This window comes from Actinoplanes sp. DH11 (assembly GCF_020873875.1).
Lineage (GTDB): Bacteria > Actinomycetota > Actinomycetes > Mycobacteriales > Micromonosporaceae > Actinoplanes.
Genome location: NZ_JAHWGU010000008.1, coordinates 167,060 through 181,030, shown reverse-complemented (window position 1 = coordinate 181,030; position 13,971 = coordinate 167,060). Strand labels below are relative to the sequence as shown.

16 protein-coding genes are annotated in these 13,971 nt (G+C 71.1%); 10 read left to right on the top strand and 6 right to left on the bottom strand.

Annotation, left to right across the window (positions count from 1 at the left end; genetic code table 11):
- Nucleotides 1-80 precede the first annotated feature (80 nt).
- The 4 genes from LPA41_RS14085 to LPA41_RS14070 are packed head-to-tail and all read right to left on the bottom strand — an operon-like array spanning nt 81 to nt 3,882.
- Nucleotides 81-1,805: a VirB4 family type IV secretion system protein gene (locus tag LPA41_RS14085; protein ID WP_229070808.1), complete on the bottom strand. Its 1,725-nt coding sequence runs from the start codon at nt 1,803-1,805 to the stop codon at nt 81-83.
- Entirely contained in the window at nt 1,802-2,686 is an 885-nt protein-coding gene (locus LPA41_RS14080) for a PrgI family protein (RefSeq protein WP_229070807.1), read from the bottom strand. The genes LPA41_RS14085 and LPA41_RS14080 overlap by 4 nt, the downstream gene beginning before the upstream one ends.
- Nucleotides 2,687-2,704: 18 nt before the next feature.
- Complete coding sequence (locus LPA41_RS14075; protein ID WP_229070806.1) at nt 2,705-3,598, bottom strand: hypothetical protein; 894 nt, start codon at nt 3,596-3,598, stop codon at nt 2,705-2,707.
- Nucleotides 3,599-3,600: 2 nt separating this feature from the next.
- Nucleotides 3,601-3,882 carry a pilin gene (locus tag LPA41_RS14070; RefSeq protein ID WP_229070805.1) on the bottom strand — a complete coding sequence of 94 codons (282 nt, stop codon included), beginning with the start codon at nt 3,880-3,882 and terminating at the stop codon, nt 3,601-3,603.
- A 627-nt stretch (nt 3,883-4,509) separates the two neighbouring features.
- On the opposite strand from LPA41_RS14070, the gene LPA41_RS14065 reads away from it, so the two are divergent.
- Nucleotides 4,510-4,749, top strand: coding sequence for a hypothetical protein (locus tag LPA41_RS14065; RefSeq protein WP_229070804.1), 240 nt, complete (start codon nt 4,510-4,512; stop codon nt 4,747-4,749).
- A 117-nt stretch (nt 4,750-4,866) separates the two neighbouring features.
- Here the strand turns inward: LPA41_RS14065 and LPA41_RS14060 are convergent, their stop codons facing one another.
- Complete coding sequence (locus LPA41_RS14060; RefSeq protein ID WP_229070803.1) at nt 4,867-5,187, bottom strand: hypothetical protein; 321 nt, start codon at nt 5,185-5,187, stop codon at nt 4,867-4,869.
- Between the two features lie 168 nt (nt 5,188-5,355).
- A complete protein-coding gene (locus LPA41_RS14055) occupies nt 5,356-6,102 on the bottom strand; it encodes a hypothetical protein (RefSeq protein ID WP_229070802.1) in 747 nt (248 codons plus the stop codon).
- A gap of 190 nt (nt 6,103-6,292) precedes the next feature.
- On the opposite strand from LPA41_RS14055, the gene LPA41_RS14050 reads away from it, so the two are divergent.
- From LPA41_RS14050 to LPA41_RS14010, 9 genes are all read left to right on the top strand, one after another.
- Nucleotides 6,293-6,805: a hypothetical protein gene (locus LPA41_RS14050; protein WP_229070801.1), complete on the top strand. Its 513-nt coding sequence runs from the start codon at nt 6,293-6,295 to the stop codon at nt 6,803-6,805.
- 225 nt (nt 6,806-7,030) lie between these two features.
- A complete protein-coding gene (locus LPA41_RS14045) occupies nt 7,031-7,468 on the top strand; it encodes a hypothetical protein (protein ID WP_229070800.1) in 438 nt (145 codons plus the stop codon).
- A gap of 81 nt (nt 7,469-7,549) precedes the next feature.
- Nucleotides 7,550-8,521 carry a DUF932 domain-containing protein gene (locus LPA41_RS14040; protein ID WP_229070799.1) on the top strand — a complete coding sequence of 324 codons (972 nt, stop codon included), beginning with the start codon at nt 7,550-7,552 and terminating at the stop codon, nt 8,519-8,521.
- The gene (locus LPA41_RS14035) at nt 8,518-8,979 is read left to right on the top strand and encodes a hypothetical protein (protein WP_229070798.1); all 462 of its coding nucleotides are present in this window, start codon (nt 8,518-8,520) and stop codon (nt 8,977-8,979) included. The genes LPA41_RS14040 and LPA41_RS14035 overlap by 4 nt, the downstream gene beginning before the upstream one ends.
- Before the next feature lie 73 nt (nt 8,980-9,052).
- Nucleotides 9,053-9,736 carry a GGDEF domain-containing protein gene (locus tag LPA41_RS14030; RefSeq protein ID WP_229070797.1) on the top strand — a complete coding sequence of 228 codons (684 nt, stop codon included), beginning with the start codon at nt 9,053-9,055 and terminating at the stop codon, nt 9,734-9,736.
- Entirely contained in the window at nt 9,733-11,001 is a 1,269-nt protein-coding gene (locus LPA41_RS14025; RefSeq protein ID WP_229070796.1) for a hypothetical protein, read from the top strand. The genes LPA41_RS14030 and LPA41_RS14025 overlap by 4 nt, the downstream gene beginning before the upstream one ends.
- A 105-nt stretch (nt 11,002-11,106) precedes the next feature.
- Entirely contained in the window at nt 11,107-12,075 is a 969-nt protein-coding gene (locus LPA41_RS14020) for a DUF4192 domain-containing protein (RefSeq protein ID WP_229070795.1), read from the top strand.
- 79 nt (nt 12,076-12,154) lie between these two features.
- Complete coding sequence (locus LPA41_RS14015; RefSeq protein ID WP_229070794.1) at nt 12,155-12,955, top strand: LAGLIDADG family homing endonuclease; 801 nt, start codon at nt 12,155-12,157, stop codon at nt 12,953-12,955.
- Between the two features lie 634 nt (nt 12,956-13,589).
- Nucleotides 13,590-13,952: a hypothetical protein gene (locus LPA41_RS14010; RefSeq protein WP_229070793.1), complete on the top strand. Its 363-nt coding sequence runs from the start codon at nt 13,590-13,592 to the stop codon at nt 13,950-13,952.
- Nucleotides 13,953-13,971: the final 19 nt, after the last annotated feature.

The following is a 13,971-nucleotide window of genomic DNA, read 5'->3' as shown; positions in this document are numbered from 1 at the left end:
AAGATCCATACTGATGATGGCGGCGAGAAGGGCGCTGACCGCGGCCGCGACCAGCCACGGCCACCAGCTCGGCACGAGGCTCACTGGTCACCGCCGATCCCCGTGGTCGCGAGCCGGTGCTCGGTGGCCGAGGCCTGCGACCGCAACGGCACCCGCGCCTGACCGGCGATGAGGATCCCGGCGCCGCGGTCGGCGGCCAGCAGCATCCGCGCCTCCCCGGCGGTCAGACCGAACGCCGCCGTGACCGCGTCGATGGCCTGCGGGGCCTGACGCATCAGGATCTGGGTGGCCGCGTTACTGACCACCGCCAGCCCCAGTTCGGTACCGAGCAGGTCGGCGGCGTCCTGGGTGACCACGGTCAGCCCGGCGCGGCGTTTACGGGCCGCCTTCGACATCCGGTACAGGAACCGGGCGCCTTCGCCGTCGCGCATCAGCAGCCACGCCTCGTCCACCACCACGATGCGGCGCCGCTGGTCGCCGGCCCGGTCGATGCCGGCCCACACGTGCTGCAAGGCCAGCAAGGTGCCGATGGTGCGCAACTCGTCCGGCAGGTGCCGCAGACTCCACACCACCAGGTGCCCGTGCGGGCGCACCGAGGTCGCCCCGTCGAACAGGTCCTTGAACGCACCGCTGACCCACGGGGTCAGCCGCGCCGCCAGCCGCGCCCCCGCCTCACCGTCGGCTGCCAGGCATGCGGCCAGGTCGGTGAGCAGCGGCGCCGGCCGCACCCAGGTGTCCGGGTCGTGGCTGATCCCGGTGGCGGCGTACACGGACGTGATCGCCCGGTCCAGGGCGGCGCGTTCCTCCGGTGGGGGCACACTGCCCAGCAGCACCGCCACGACGGTGTGCAGCCGCAGCTGGTGATCCCGGAACGCCGCCGGCTGCCGGCCCGGTGGCAGGTCCAGCGGATTCAGGCGCACCCCGGGCGCACCCAGTTGGATGACGGTACCGCCGACATGGGCGGCCAGGGCCGTGTACTCATCCTCCGGGTCGATCACGGCGACCTCGACGCCCTGATACAGCGAACGCAGCACTTCCAACTTCACCAGATAACTTTTGCCGGCCCCGGAACGGGCCAGCACCACGGTGTTGTGGTTGTCCTGCGCCCACCGGTCCCACAACACCACCCCGGCCGAGGTGGTGTTGATGCCGTACAGGATCGCGCCGGTGCCATCGGCACGCCCCGGCGCCGGCGCGGCCAGGTCACCGGAGGCCACCGGGAACGCCGCCGCCAAACTTTCGGTGTCGAAGATGCGGCGCATCCCCAGGCCGTCCGCCCCCAGCGGCAGGGTGCTGGTGTAGCCGAGATGATGGCGGAACGTGGCCGGCTGCAGATCCAGCAGCATCGCCGCGGCCGCCGAACGGACCCCGGCGACCGTGTCCCGCAACTCCTCGACGGTGCGGGCGTGCACGGTGACGTACACCCCGACCCGGTGCAGCTTCGACGCGCCCCGCGCGACCCGGTCGGCCAGGCCGGCGGCGTCGGACGCGGCGGCCTCCACCATCGGATCGCTCAGCCGGCCCTTGTCCGCGTCCAGGTGCCGGGTCGACTCCAGACGGGCCCGCTGGCGGCGCAGCAGCGGCGCCGCCAGCTCCGCCGGCACCGGCACGGTGTGCACGGCCACGGTGACCCGGCCCGGATACGACACCAGTGGCGCCAACCAGCCCGGCCTCACCTGCGGCGGATACCCGCACACCACCAGCGTGGCCGCGTACCCGTCACCGACCCGCACCCGGTCGGCGCTGACCTCCAACACCGCCGGCCCCACCGTGGCAGGGCCGGCGATTCTGCGGAACAACCTCATGTCTGCCTCCTCAAACGCAACGGTTCGCCGGGCACGGCGCGCGGACCCGGCACCGGCGGGTCATAGGGGTCGACCGCGGCCGCCAACACGGCCGCGACCTGCGGGCCGTCGAGAACCTCGGCGGCCACACCGATCGCCGCGAACCCGCGCACCGTGGCCTCCCGCGACGCCCCCTGCGCCACCACGCACACGATCTGCCGGCGCAGCGGTTCCCGGTCGGTGTCGAGCTGGCGCAGAAATGCCGCGTAGTCGTCGGCGGCCGCCCGCAATGCCGCATCCGGCAGACCGGCCCGCGCGTCGTCGACCGCGTCGGCGTACACGCCCAGGTGGTGGCGGTGCGCGGCGACCACGAACTGGGCGGGAGCGTTCAGCGCGGTCAGCCACTGCCCGAACCCGGCCAGCAACGCCGCCTGCTCGGCGCCGGTGCGCAACGCGATGTTCGCGGTGCCGCAGGCGATCACCGTGCGCTCCGTGCCGTCGACGGTGAGTGTGCCGTCCGCGGCCACCTGCACGGCGGGCCCGCGCAACGGCGCCGGCACCGGTGGCGCCGGCGCCGTCGCGGTCAGCGCGTGATCCGCCGGGGCACCGGGCACCTGCCGGCGCGGCACCCGTCGCAGCTGCAGGCCGTGCCGCAGCCACGCCTCCAACGGCAGGCCGTCGCGGCGGCCCAGCACCACCACCGCCGTGCCCGCAGCGACCGGTACCGCGAGTACCAGCCACACCGCCGGCGGCAGCAGCGCGCCGGCACTGGCGTAGGCCAGCCAGCCGGCACCGGCCACCACGGCGATGATCGACAGCTGGCGGAAGGACAACCCCCACGCGATCGCGTCAGGAGTGTCGATGTCGGCGGGCACCGTGGCCCGCGGAATGTCGTCGTCCACGAGAAACTCCCCGAACCTTCAGCGGCCCAGCCGGAGCCGGCGGGTGACAGTGGAAACCAGCACGGCGCGGATCATCACCGCGCCCGGCGTGCCCGGCCGCGAACGGCTGACATGCCGGGCGACCAGGCCCGGGATGCGCACCGTCAACGCGAGCAGGCACGCCGCGACCAGCAGATTGAAAATTTCCATCACCGGGGCCGGCCCGAGCTCGAGCAGCCCGGCCAGGTTGACCGGTCCCTGCAGCAAACCGATGCCCGTGGTGAAGAAGACCGCCTGCAAGGTCGGCGTCACCAGGCACCCCAGCAGGGCCCGCCACCACAGCGCCGCCGCGGCCTCGGTCTGCGGCAGGCCGTGACAGGCCAGCGCCACCGGGGCGATCCCGGCCAGCACGATCAGCAGTGCGACCCGGGTGATCCAGCCGACCAGCAGCAGATAAAACAGCACCACGATGAGCACACCGATCACCGCGGCCAGCAGTGCCACCGCCGGGTCACCAGCAGCGGCCAGCATGCGCGCCTGCACGAATCGCACCGCGTCCGGGCCGGGCGCGGACTGCCCGGCCAGGCTCGTGGTCAACGCGTTGGTAGTCTCGGTCAGCGCCCGGCAGATCGGGGCACCGAAGTTCGCGGCCACGAATCCGACGACCAGGCGTGGCAGCAGATCCTTCACGGCATAGCGGATCTGCAGACTGCCGTGGGTCATGCCGATGGCCCCGGCCGTGATGATCACCAGCACGTAGGCGGCGTTGACGACCAGCACCGACCGGTCGGCGAGTTGGCGCACCTGAGGGAAGACGGTGACGTCGGGGGAGAGGAAGAAGCTGCCGGTCAGGAAGGTGACCAGACCGGCGAGCATGCCCTGCACCTGTTCGGCGAGCCACTCGACGAAACCCGCGTAAATCCAGCCCGTCATGATCAGACGGTCAGGATGCCCTGCAGCACCTGCAGGACCACCGGGGCCAGCACGGCCAAGGCGTACCCGACCAGTGCGGCCCGGAAGTTGGCTTTCGCCTGCTCCACCTGCGCCGGATCCCCGCCGGCGGCGGTGTAGCGCAAACCGCCGATGACCAGGAACAGCGTGGCCACCGTGGCGAGGATACCCATGATCCAGGCACGGAGACCGTCGATGACCTGCGGAATGGTCTTGACCGCCGCCAACGGCGTGAGATCGGCAGCCAACGAGAGGAAATGATCCATGGAAAGGTCTCCCAACGAGATGATGGGGACCGCTCCGGCGATCACTCGCCGTCGGCGCGACCGGCCGGCCGGGGGCGCTCCTCCCTTGTGATCGCAAAGGTTGGGGGTCAGTACGCCGAACCCGGTACACGGCCGGCGGGCCTCAGCACGAGCGTCGCCGGAGCGGGCACACCGTCACGCGGCATGCAACCACCCAGACCCCCCTGTCAGGTCCGGCGAACGCAAATACGACCTGACAGCACCTCACCGCACCTGACACTGCTGGTCAGCGGCGGCTGCCGGGTCCCCGAACCGGCTGGGGTACTCGTGCCGGGACGCGGCGCGCGGCCCGCCTGCGCCCGACCGCTTCTCGGTGCGGCTTCCCGGCGGGTGAGTTGCTCGGCCTCGGCGACGACCATCACCTGTTCCCCGCACGACGTGCCGCGCACTCCGCCGGTCGGCGGATCCGCCGTCATCATCGCCGCCCGGCCTCGAGCTGGGTGGTCGCAGTCATGGTGTCCACCTGTCGCCGCTGGGGCCGCGCCCACCGGTGCGCAACGGCGGCCCCGTCCACGGTTGAGCGACAGGGGTGAACGATCAATGCGCTACCCATGTCCCCGGCAGGCCAGGGCGCGCATGATGAACCTCATGGACCCGATAGAGGACCCGACCGACGTTCAGGCAATTCTGAGCGCCGACATCAACTGCATGCATTGCGGTGCGGAGATAGTCGACGTACAGGGCGAGGTGTTGCCCCAGGCCGAGGCTGCTGGCGACACGATGGTGCAGGCCGTTCTGGTGGTGTACACCCTGCAGCCGTGCGGACACTCGTGCACCGGAATGGTGTTCAAGGCGCCGGCCGTGTCCGTCCCTGGCTGGAGACAGTGAAGGACCGCAGGCAAGCTCGCCGAGGACCTCGGCAACAGGCCGAACCGGGACAGCCGCCCGTCGCTGGTATGAGTGGGGTCGGCGGTGCGGCCAACATCCGTGGCCGCCGCATCAGGGTCATGCCCGAGCGGCTCGGGTGATCTTGGCCAGGTCCGGCCAGCGTCGTCGTGCACCCTGGCGGGTTAGGCCGGCCGCGTGCCCCATCTCGGCGTAGTCGGCGCCGGTGGCGGCCGCTCGCTGCGCCGCCTCGGTCAGGCGTTCGTCGAGTTCTGTGCGCATCCTGTGGGTTGCCGCCAGCACGGCCAGCGCGACCTCCCGATCGCCGACCGCCTCCCGGTCGATGTCGGCGTCGGCGGCGATCTGCTGGGCGAGCCGGAGGGTCAAACGTGCGAGTTCGTCGCGCCACCAGTAGTGCTGAGCGCTGGTTCTGCCCGGCATCGGAATCCTTCCGTCCGACAACAGCCGCTGTCGTCGTCGAATTTGTCATGACAGCAGATGTTGTCGCCAGCCCTGCGGCCGCGACAACGAGCTTTACCGGCGACGAAACCGGCCGCGACAGTGCATATTGCCATCGCCGACCGGCAACGACAACGAACTCTGTCGATGTCAGCGTGGCGCTGGTGCCGGCGTACGCGGCATCGACAGGTCACCGCGGTTCAGCGCTGCCAGCAGTCTGCGCTCGGCCCGTTTACGCCTCATCCGCACGACCGGCGCGGTGTCCCCGCACTCGGCGGCAACCTGCTCGATGAGCACATCGCCGAGCCTGGTGCGCCCGATCAGTTCGGCCTGCTCGCTGCTGAGCACCCCGGCGTGCACGGCTCGCCGCAGGATCAGGTCCGGATGCCCGTACGGTCGGCCCGGTGTGCCCGCCGCCGTCGCTACGTCGACGGGCACCTCGGCGGGAAGTTCCAGCAGTTCAGGAACCGTGCGGGCGGTCAACCCGGCCCGCCACGCCGCCCAGCACAGCCGCAACCACACCCGCGGTGCGGCCAGATCGGCGGTACGTAGCGCCTGCAGGAAACCGGCGAGCAGTTCAGCATCGATGTCGTCAGCCAGCGCCCGGCGGCCGGCCGACAACCGGCTCGCCATCCGGGTCAGCCCCGGTGCGGCAACACCGACCGCACCGACCACCCAAGCCGGTCCGTCGTCGCGGGCGTGCCGGGCGAGGCGACGCCACACCGCGTCAACGCAGTCGGTGCCGGCGCCGGCACGCAGCCGGTCCCGCAGCTCGTCGAGCACCATCATCCGGTCCGGCAGCCCGGCGACGGGCCGGGCGTCGAACGCCAGCGGTGCCGGCTCGCAGACGAGCAGCCCGAAGGCGTCTTCAGCGATGGTCAGGGCGGTACGCAGCATGAGAACTCCCGAGGTGGATGCGGTGGGGCGAGGCACCATTCCGGCACGCCGACCTGTCACCGGCAGGGCACTGTCAGGTGCTGTCAGCTGCGGTAAGGCCGTGTCAGGTCACCGCCGGGTTCGGTGAGGCTGACAACCGGTGTCTGAGGGATGTCAGTACGCCGGGCCCGCCCGCAGGGGGCCACCACCGATGACCGACTTCCCCGAACCCGCGCCAGCCCCCGGTGCCGCCCTGGTCCCGATCGAGGTCTGGCAGGTCCCGGCGGCCCCGCGCGGCGAGACGATGTCGCTGCGCCTGGCGCAGCGGCTGATCGTCAACTTCACCCGCCGCCGCAACCTGGTTCTCGACCTGACCGGCGGCGAGCAGTTGGCGCGCGTCGCCCGCACCAGCCGGCGGCGCCACGCCCGGCACACCGCGGCGACGCTGGGGGCTCCGTATCTGAGCGCCGCCCTGATCGTGGCGGCAGCGCCGGGCGATCCGGCGATATTCTTCGCCGACTGCGCGACCCGGCTGCTGGCCGGGGGACACGCCGTGGTGGTGCTCGACGGCATCGACTTCACCGTCAACCCGCGCCTGATCGCCGCCGCCCGTACCGCCGGCCTGGCCTACGTGCAGCACCTCGTCGGCGCCGCCGAGCGTGAATTGCACACCGATGTGCTGGTGTTCGCCCTGCCCGCTGACAGGCCCTGTCAGTTCCGGTGATGCCGTGCTGACCTGCGGTGTCAGGCGTGCGGGCTAGCCTCGCCACTTCACTTGTTGCACCACGATCCACCGCCTGAGCGCCGCTTCGCTGGCGCGCCGACATCTGTCCACCCTTCGCGGGTCGGCAGCCGGCGCACGACCGAGCGCTCAGAGCATCTCAGCTCACCACCGGGTGTCCGCCGTCGTTGTGGACGCCCCTGTCGTCATGCCCGAAAGGAGCACCCGATGATCAAACCCGCCTGGTATGCGATCACCGAAAGCCACCATCCGCGGCAGCTGCCGATCCCCGGCCTCGCCGCCCAGCTGCACGAACTGTTCGGCCATGGCGCCGCCATCGACCCGGCTCGCACCGGCGCCGCCGTGGAAGTGGCGTTGCAGATGGTCGAGTACCTCACCGACGCCGTCCCGCACGGCCCGGCCGCTCTCGCCTGCCGCGACGACATCGCCACCTTGCTGCACGGACTCAACCTGCTGCTGGCCGGTCTGACACAGATCAGCGGCCGCCTCGCCCAGCAGGTCCACGCCGGCACCACCGCCGACCTGACCCGGGCGTCCGTGCCCGACCGGCAGCGGGCCAGTGCCGCGCTGGCGACGGCCACCGCCCGGCTGCTCGAAGCCGCAGGCCGGGTCAAAGAGGCCCATTTGGACATCGCGACGCGCTGACCACGCACCACCCGCCCGGCCGGCCCGCACGGTAGCGGCGCCGGCCATACCCGTATCTGTGACCTGGAAGGGAGCGCTGTGATGGCGCATCAGATCGAACAGTTCTCCGACGGCACTGCCGCGTTCTTCTCGGCCCGCCGCGACGCCTGGCATCAGCTCGGCACCGTGACCACCGGCTGCCTGGCCGCCACGGACGTGCTGCGAGTGGCCTACCTCGGCGGCTGGGACGTGCGCAAAGAAATCTTGCAGGCGGTGGCATCCGGCGCCATCGTGACCGACCGGTACGCCACCACCCGCCAGCACCCCAAGACCGGCGAACGCGAAGCCCTCGGCGTGGTCGGCAAGAACTACAAGGTGGTACAGAACGAGCAAGTGTGCGACCTGCTCGACTGCATCGTCGACGAGACCGGCGCACATCACGAGACCGCAGGCAGCCTGCGCGGCGGCCGCGAAGTGTTCGTGACGATGAAACTGCCGACCTCGATGCGGATCGCCGGCATCGACGACATGGACCTGTATCTGGCGGTGTGCACCTCGCACGACGGCAGCCGCGCCACCCGGATCCTGGCGACACCGGTGCGGATCGTGTGCGCGAACACCCAGGCGGCGGCGTTCCGCAACAACGTGGGGGAGTACGCGCTGCGGCACAGCGGCGACATCAGCGGCAAGCTGGCCGAAATCCGTGCCGCGTTGAAGCTGGTGCCCGTCTACCTCGACCAGTTCCAGGCCGAAGCCGAGAAGATGATCGAGCAGCAGCTGGAGTGGGAGCAACTACAGCGAATCGCCGCGCACCTGTGGCCCGCCGACGACGACACCACGGCCGCCACCGACAAACGCAACAGCCGCGACGACGACCTGCGACACCTGTTCACCCAAGCACCGACACAGGCCGGCATCCACGGCACCGCGTGGGCCGGCTACCAGGCGATCGTGGAATGGCTGGACCATCACCAGCCCGCCAAAAGCGACCTGCACCGGGCCAACCGGGTCCTGACCGACAGCACCATTACCCGGACCAAACGGCGCGCCTTCGACCTGCTGAGCGCCCGGTGAGCCGCCGGTCCGCGCCGGTCGACCCGGCCGTGGCGATGCTGCTCGCGCTCGCGGGCCGCGCCAAAGAGGCCCAGCTGTACTGGCAGGCCGGTCTGGCCGCCGCCCGCGCCCGCGGCGAGGTGCGCGGCCACACCGAGGCCTTCGCCCACCACGTCGAGGCCGAGATGTGCCTGCTCACGGCGTTGCGGGCGGCGCCGCGCCCGGCCGGACTCCGCGTCAACGGCATCGCCCTGCCCCGTGACCCGGTCGCGGCCATGCGCCAGCTACGCGAGCACGCCGTCGGGTACGCGCCCCGCGCCGCGATCGAGGCCGCGCACGAGCCGGCCCGGCTGGCGTACCGCGCCGCCTTCGCCGCGCCCCTGACCGTCGAGGAACAGCAGCTGGTCGCGGCCTTGGCCGCCTTGCCGGTGGCGCGCCGCGACAAGGTCATCGAAACAGCGGAAACCCTGTCCCGCTGATCACGCCCCTGTGACGAACGGCCCGCCTGGTGGTGGGCCGTTCGTCGTCTCACCACGACGAGAGGAACCCCTCGTGTTGATCATCCATCTGATCGGTGCGGCAGCCGCAGGCATGCTGCTGGGCTGGGCCACCGGCGCCGCCCGGATCTGCCGCCTTGCCCGCAACGTCGCCGGCCTCAACGCCCTGCTGCACGCCGCCCGCTACCTCAACGACCACGACCAGCTCACCGGGCTGTACAACCGCACCGCCGCCGAACGCCACTTCCTGCGCGCCGTCAAGAACAACGCGCCGGTGACGCTGGCCCTGGTGGACCTGGACGGGTTCAAACAGGTCAACGACACCTACGGCTACCAGGCCGGCGACGACCTGATCCGAGCCGCCGCCGAACGGTTGGCCCGGTGCGCCGAGCACCACGGCGGCGTGGCCGCCCGCTTCGGCGGCGACGAGTTCGTGCTCCTGCTGCCCGGCGAGGTCGGTGCCTGGCAGGCCGTGCTGGACCTGCAGGCCCCCGCCGTCCTGCGCACCGACGACGGTGACATCACCATCCCGGCCGCTGGTAGCGCCGGCATCGCCGTACGCGACGGCGACCTCGGCTACGCCGACCTGTTGCACCGCGCCGACATCGCCCTGCACCACGCCAAACAGGAACGCGGCAGCTACCGCAGGTACCGCACGGAGATGCGGATGCCGCGCACCGCCGGCCGGCACGGGCCTCGGCTGCGCGACCGCACCGAGCACGGGCAGGCACCGGCATGATCGAAGTCGACATGGGGTGCCGGGTGTGCGGCTACGCCCTGGTGGCGGTCGTCCGGGACGGGCACACCACCTTCGAGCACCCGGTGGTGCCCTACGACGGCGACCACCCGGTGATGCCGCAGCCCGCGCACCTGCTCCCCGGACTGTTCCGGCGCTGTCATCTGTGCAGCCTGAACCAACCGATCTGGATCTACCGCACCGGGCAGATCCACGCCGCCTCCCTCGGCACCCACCTGGTAACCCAGGTCTATTCCTCGACCTGGCACGTCTGCCCGACCTGCGCCGAACTGATCGACAGCGACCAGCCGGACATCCTGACCGACCGGTGCGCCACCGTCATGGGCTGGGCGCCGCACGACCCGAAAACCCACATCCTCGGCGGGATCCACCAGGCACTGATCGCCGGGCGCGCACCCGGGCGAGCAGTACTGACCACCGGCACCTGGGCGCCAGCACCCCTGAAGGCGGGACAACTGCCGAAGGTCCGCGACCGGCTCACCGACCTGCTGCGCAGCCCGACCGGGCTGCCCGCCGCTCTCGGTGAGCGCACCGCCCTGGCCGACAGCCTCGAACAGGCCCGGCTCTACTGGATCGACGACGAATTCACCCAGCTGGCCGCCGACACCCACCGCGACCTGCCGGCCACCACGATTACCGAGCGCATCGTCCCGGCCGGCACCGGACTGCTGGCCTTCCGCCAGCCAGTCGACGACCGATACCGGCTGACAGCGGCGAGCTGGACACCGCGCCCCGGCGGGTGGCGCCTCATCGCCTATCGCAGCTTCACCCCACCCGAGCAAGTAGCGCAAACACTGCGGCACGACATCGGCTGGCTGATCCCCGCCCACACCGCCGAGGTTCGCAGCGGGCACACCATGGACGGCGACGACCCGCTGGCCGCGCTCGTCGCGACCTGGCTGATCATCGCCCAACAGGCCACCCGCACCACCCCCAGCCCTGCCGAACCGGGCATCCAGCGCGCCTACCGCCGTGCCCGCCGCCGCCCACCAGAAATCCACACCATCAGCATCAAAGGCCCAGCCCTGCGCGGCATCGGTCAGCGCGGCACCGCTGCCACCGGAAGCCGGGCGACCCCCGACTACCGGTACTGGGTCAGCGGCCACACCCGACGCCAGGCGTACGGGCCTGGGCGCGCACTACGCCGCGACATCGAGATCGACCCGTTCCTCAAAGGCCCCGCCGACGCACCCATCAAATCCAGCACCACCGTGCGCATCCTCGGCAGCCAACGCCGCCACCGCTGACCACCCGCACCACCGCCCCTGGCCGGGCAGCACCACCCGCCCCGGCCGGCCCGGGGCAGCAGTGTGTGCGTAAGTCCCGGCCCCGCACCCCGACCGGAGACTGCCATGACCGACCGACCCACCATCCAGATCAACAACCCGTTCGACACCGCAGCCATCGCCCCCTACCTGCTCGGCTACCAACCACACGACAGCCTGGTCATCCTGGCCATCCGTGACTCCCACATCCTGTTCGGCGCCAACGCCGGCCTCGAAGCCACCCAGCCCGCGAACCTCGCCCGGGTCGCGGACGCCCTGGTCCGGGAACACGTCGAAGCGGTACTGCTCGTCGGATACGGCGACCACAAACCGATCGTCACCGCAGTCGCCGACGCCACCGCCGCGATCCGCGGCCACGACATCGAGGTCCTCGATACCATCCGCGTCGCTGACAACCGCATCTGGCATCCGCTCTGCGATGACCCGCAATGCCAGATCAACGGCGTGGCGTTTGACCCCACCAGCACTGCCGCAGCCGCGACCGCCACCTGGTTCGGCATCGCCGTGCAACCCAGCCGCGACGCCGTGGCCGCCACCCTCGACCCCGTCACCGGCGTAGAACGCGACCTCATGACCCTGGCCCTGGACAACGCCACCACCGTCGTGAATGACCTCATCGACGGCGACAACGCGGCCCAGCACGTCGTCGAGTTCACCAACGACCTCGTCGTCGAAGCCATCACCACCGCCATCACCAACGAACGCCTCGCCGACGACCGCGCCGCACAGCTGCTCATCCTGCTACGCATCCCCGCGCTGCGCGACCGAGCCCTGAACTACGTCCACGGCGACGACCACCACCTGCAGGCCTTCACCGACCTCACCCGCCGCGCCAGCGACGACCTCGTCTGCGGACCCGCCCTGCTGCTCACCTTCGCCGCCCTGCAAGCCGGCCACGGAGCCCTGGCCAGGATCGCCGTCCGGCGCGCCCTGGCCAGCGAACCCGACAACGAACTGGCCGACCTGCTCGAACGCATCACCGCCGCCGGCATCAGCCCGCACACCATCCGCAGCGTCCTGCGCGAACACGACTAACGGCCCCGACGAAAAGGCCGGCATCTGTTGCAGATGTCGGCCCTTTCGTCGTTTCTGCCCCTCACTCCAGGAGCCGTCCATGGACCACATCACCCCGTCCGGCCAGCTACCCGCCACGGTGCGCGCCTGGACCGACATCCTCGCCCGCATCCGCTTCGGAACCGTCCGCGTCGCCGGCAAGTCCTACAGCGCCGCCCGCATCAAACTCGTCGCCCACCGCCTGGCCACCTACGCCGACAGCGACGGCACCCGCATCCACCCCGGCATCGCCCGCCTCGCCACCGACCTCGAAATCGACTACCGCGCCGCCCGCGACGTCCTGAGCCTGCTCCGTCGCCTCGGCCTGATCACCCTCGTACGACCCGCCACCGGCCGCGGCCGCGCCGACGAATACCGCCTCACCCTGCCCACCGACCTACTCGACCGCGACGACCTCACCGTCTGGTCACCCACCACCCACACGGACCAGGTGCAGCAGACCCGTGCCGCCCACCGTGGGGGAGCCAACACCAGAAGCCGTACGGCAACGCCCGCTGCAGCGCCGAAGCCGCAAGGCCCACAAGCCGTTGCGCCGACAGATCACACGCAGGACCCACAGGACCCCGCATCCGCAAGAAACGCGGAGCCCTCGAGGACCGCCGAACCGGCTTCCGCAGAGCCCACAGGGACCGCGCCGCAGTGGCCTGAAGGACATGCCACCCACCAAGACCTAGACACAACCCTCACCGCCCAACCACTACTCGATCCACCTACGGCCGGTACCCTTTCGCGCGCGAACGGGCGCCACTGCCGGCACGGTTTGAGCGCCGCCCGGCGCAAGGACGGGCGGCCCGCGTGCACCCTCTGCCGCATCGCCGAAAGTCGGCCCGCAGTTCAGTGATCCACATAGCGATCAGAAGGCATCGCTGTCGCGGGCGCCGTGTTTGCCCCAGGACGGGCACCGACCGCTGAGACCGCTGGACCGGCTGGTGACAGGAGCCGCGTGGTTCGTCGGTCATCGAACTCGACGACAGCAGCCCGACCTTGACGGCTGGACGGTGGCCTTCTCACCCGACGGCACCCGGCTCGCGTACCCCTCAGGTGGCCATGTCCGGATCCGTACTCCGGCCTGCGCAGCGGGGCCCGCGATCGCGATGCCGCAGAGGCAAGGCTGGCCGGCACGGGCTGCTGCACCCGTGACAGCCGGGGCCTGCTGGTTGTCGCCGCCGAGCCGTGCGACACCTGCGGCGCCAACCCGCTCCGGTGGACCGTCAGCACCTTGTCGGCGTCGACCGGTGCCGTCGCCGGCCCGCAGGATCACCCTCGATGGGGTTCACGCGGTCCGGGTACTCGGCTGGGGGCCGTCCGGCAAGCCGTTGGCCGTCGCGCACTCACCCGCGCCTAACGCCTCAACCACGCCGCCGACGACAGCCTCGCCGAGGCTGAAGCCGTGCGGGTACTGGAGCTGACGCCCGGCTCCAACACGCCGGACTGGCCGGGGCCGCCACGGCGGGCATGATGTCTCCGGACAAAATGTGCTCACCGCGGCCGAGCTGATCGCCGCCACGTCTTGGACCACCGCGACCGTCGCCCAGTGGTCCGGCCGGGGCCTGGCACGCGACGTCGCGGCCCGGCCGGAGCACCTGCCGCGGGTCATCCTGGACACCAAGGAACGCCTAAACCTGCGTGACGGGACCGTCGAGGAGTCCCGTCTACCGCCGGCCGAGGACCAGGAGTTCCGCTACCGGTACCGCCGGCTGCGGCTGCTGGTGATCGGCCAGGACCGGATGTTCCTGGTCCCGGAGGTGTGGTCGGCCAGCAACTCCACCCTGGTGGTGCCGATCGACGACACGGTCCGCGTCCAGTTCCAGTACCAGAACGACAACCCCGGCGCGTGAGATCGGGGCGCAATTCATC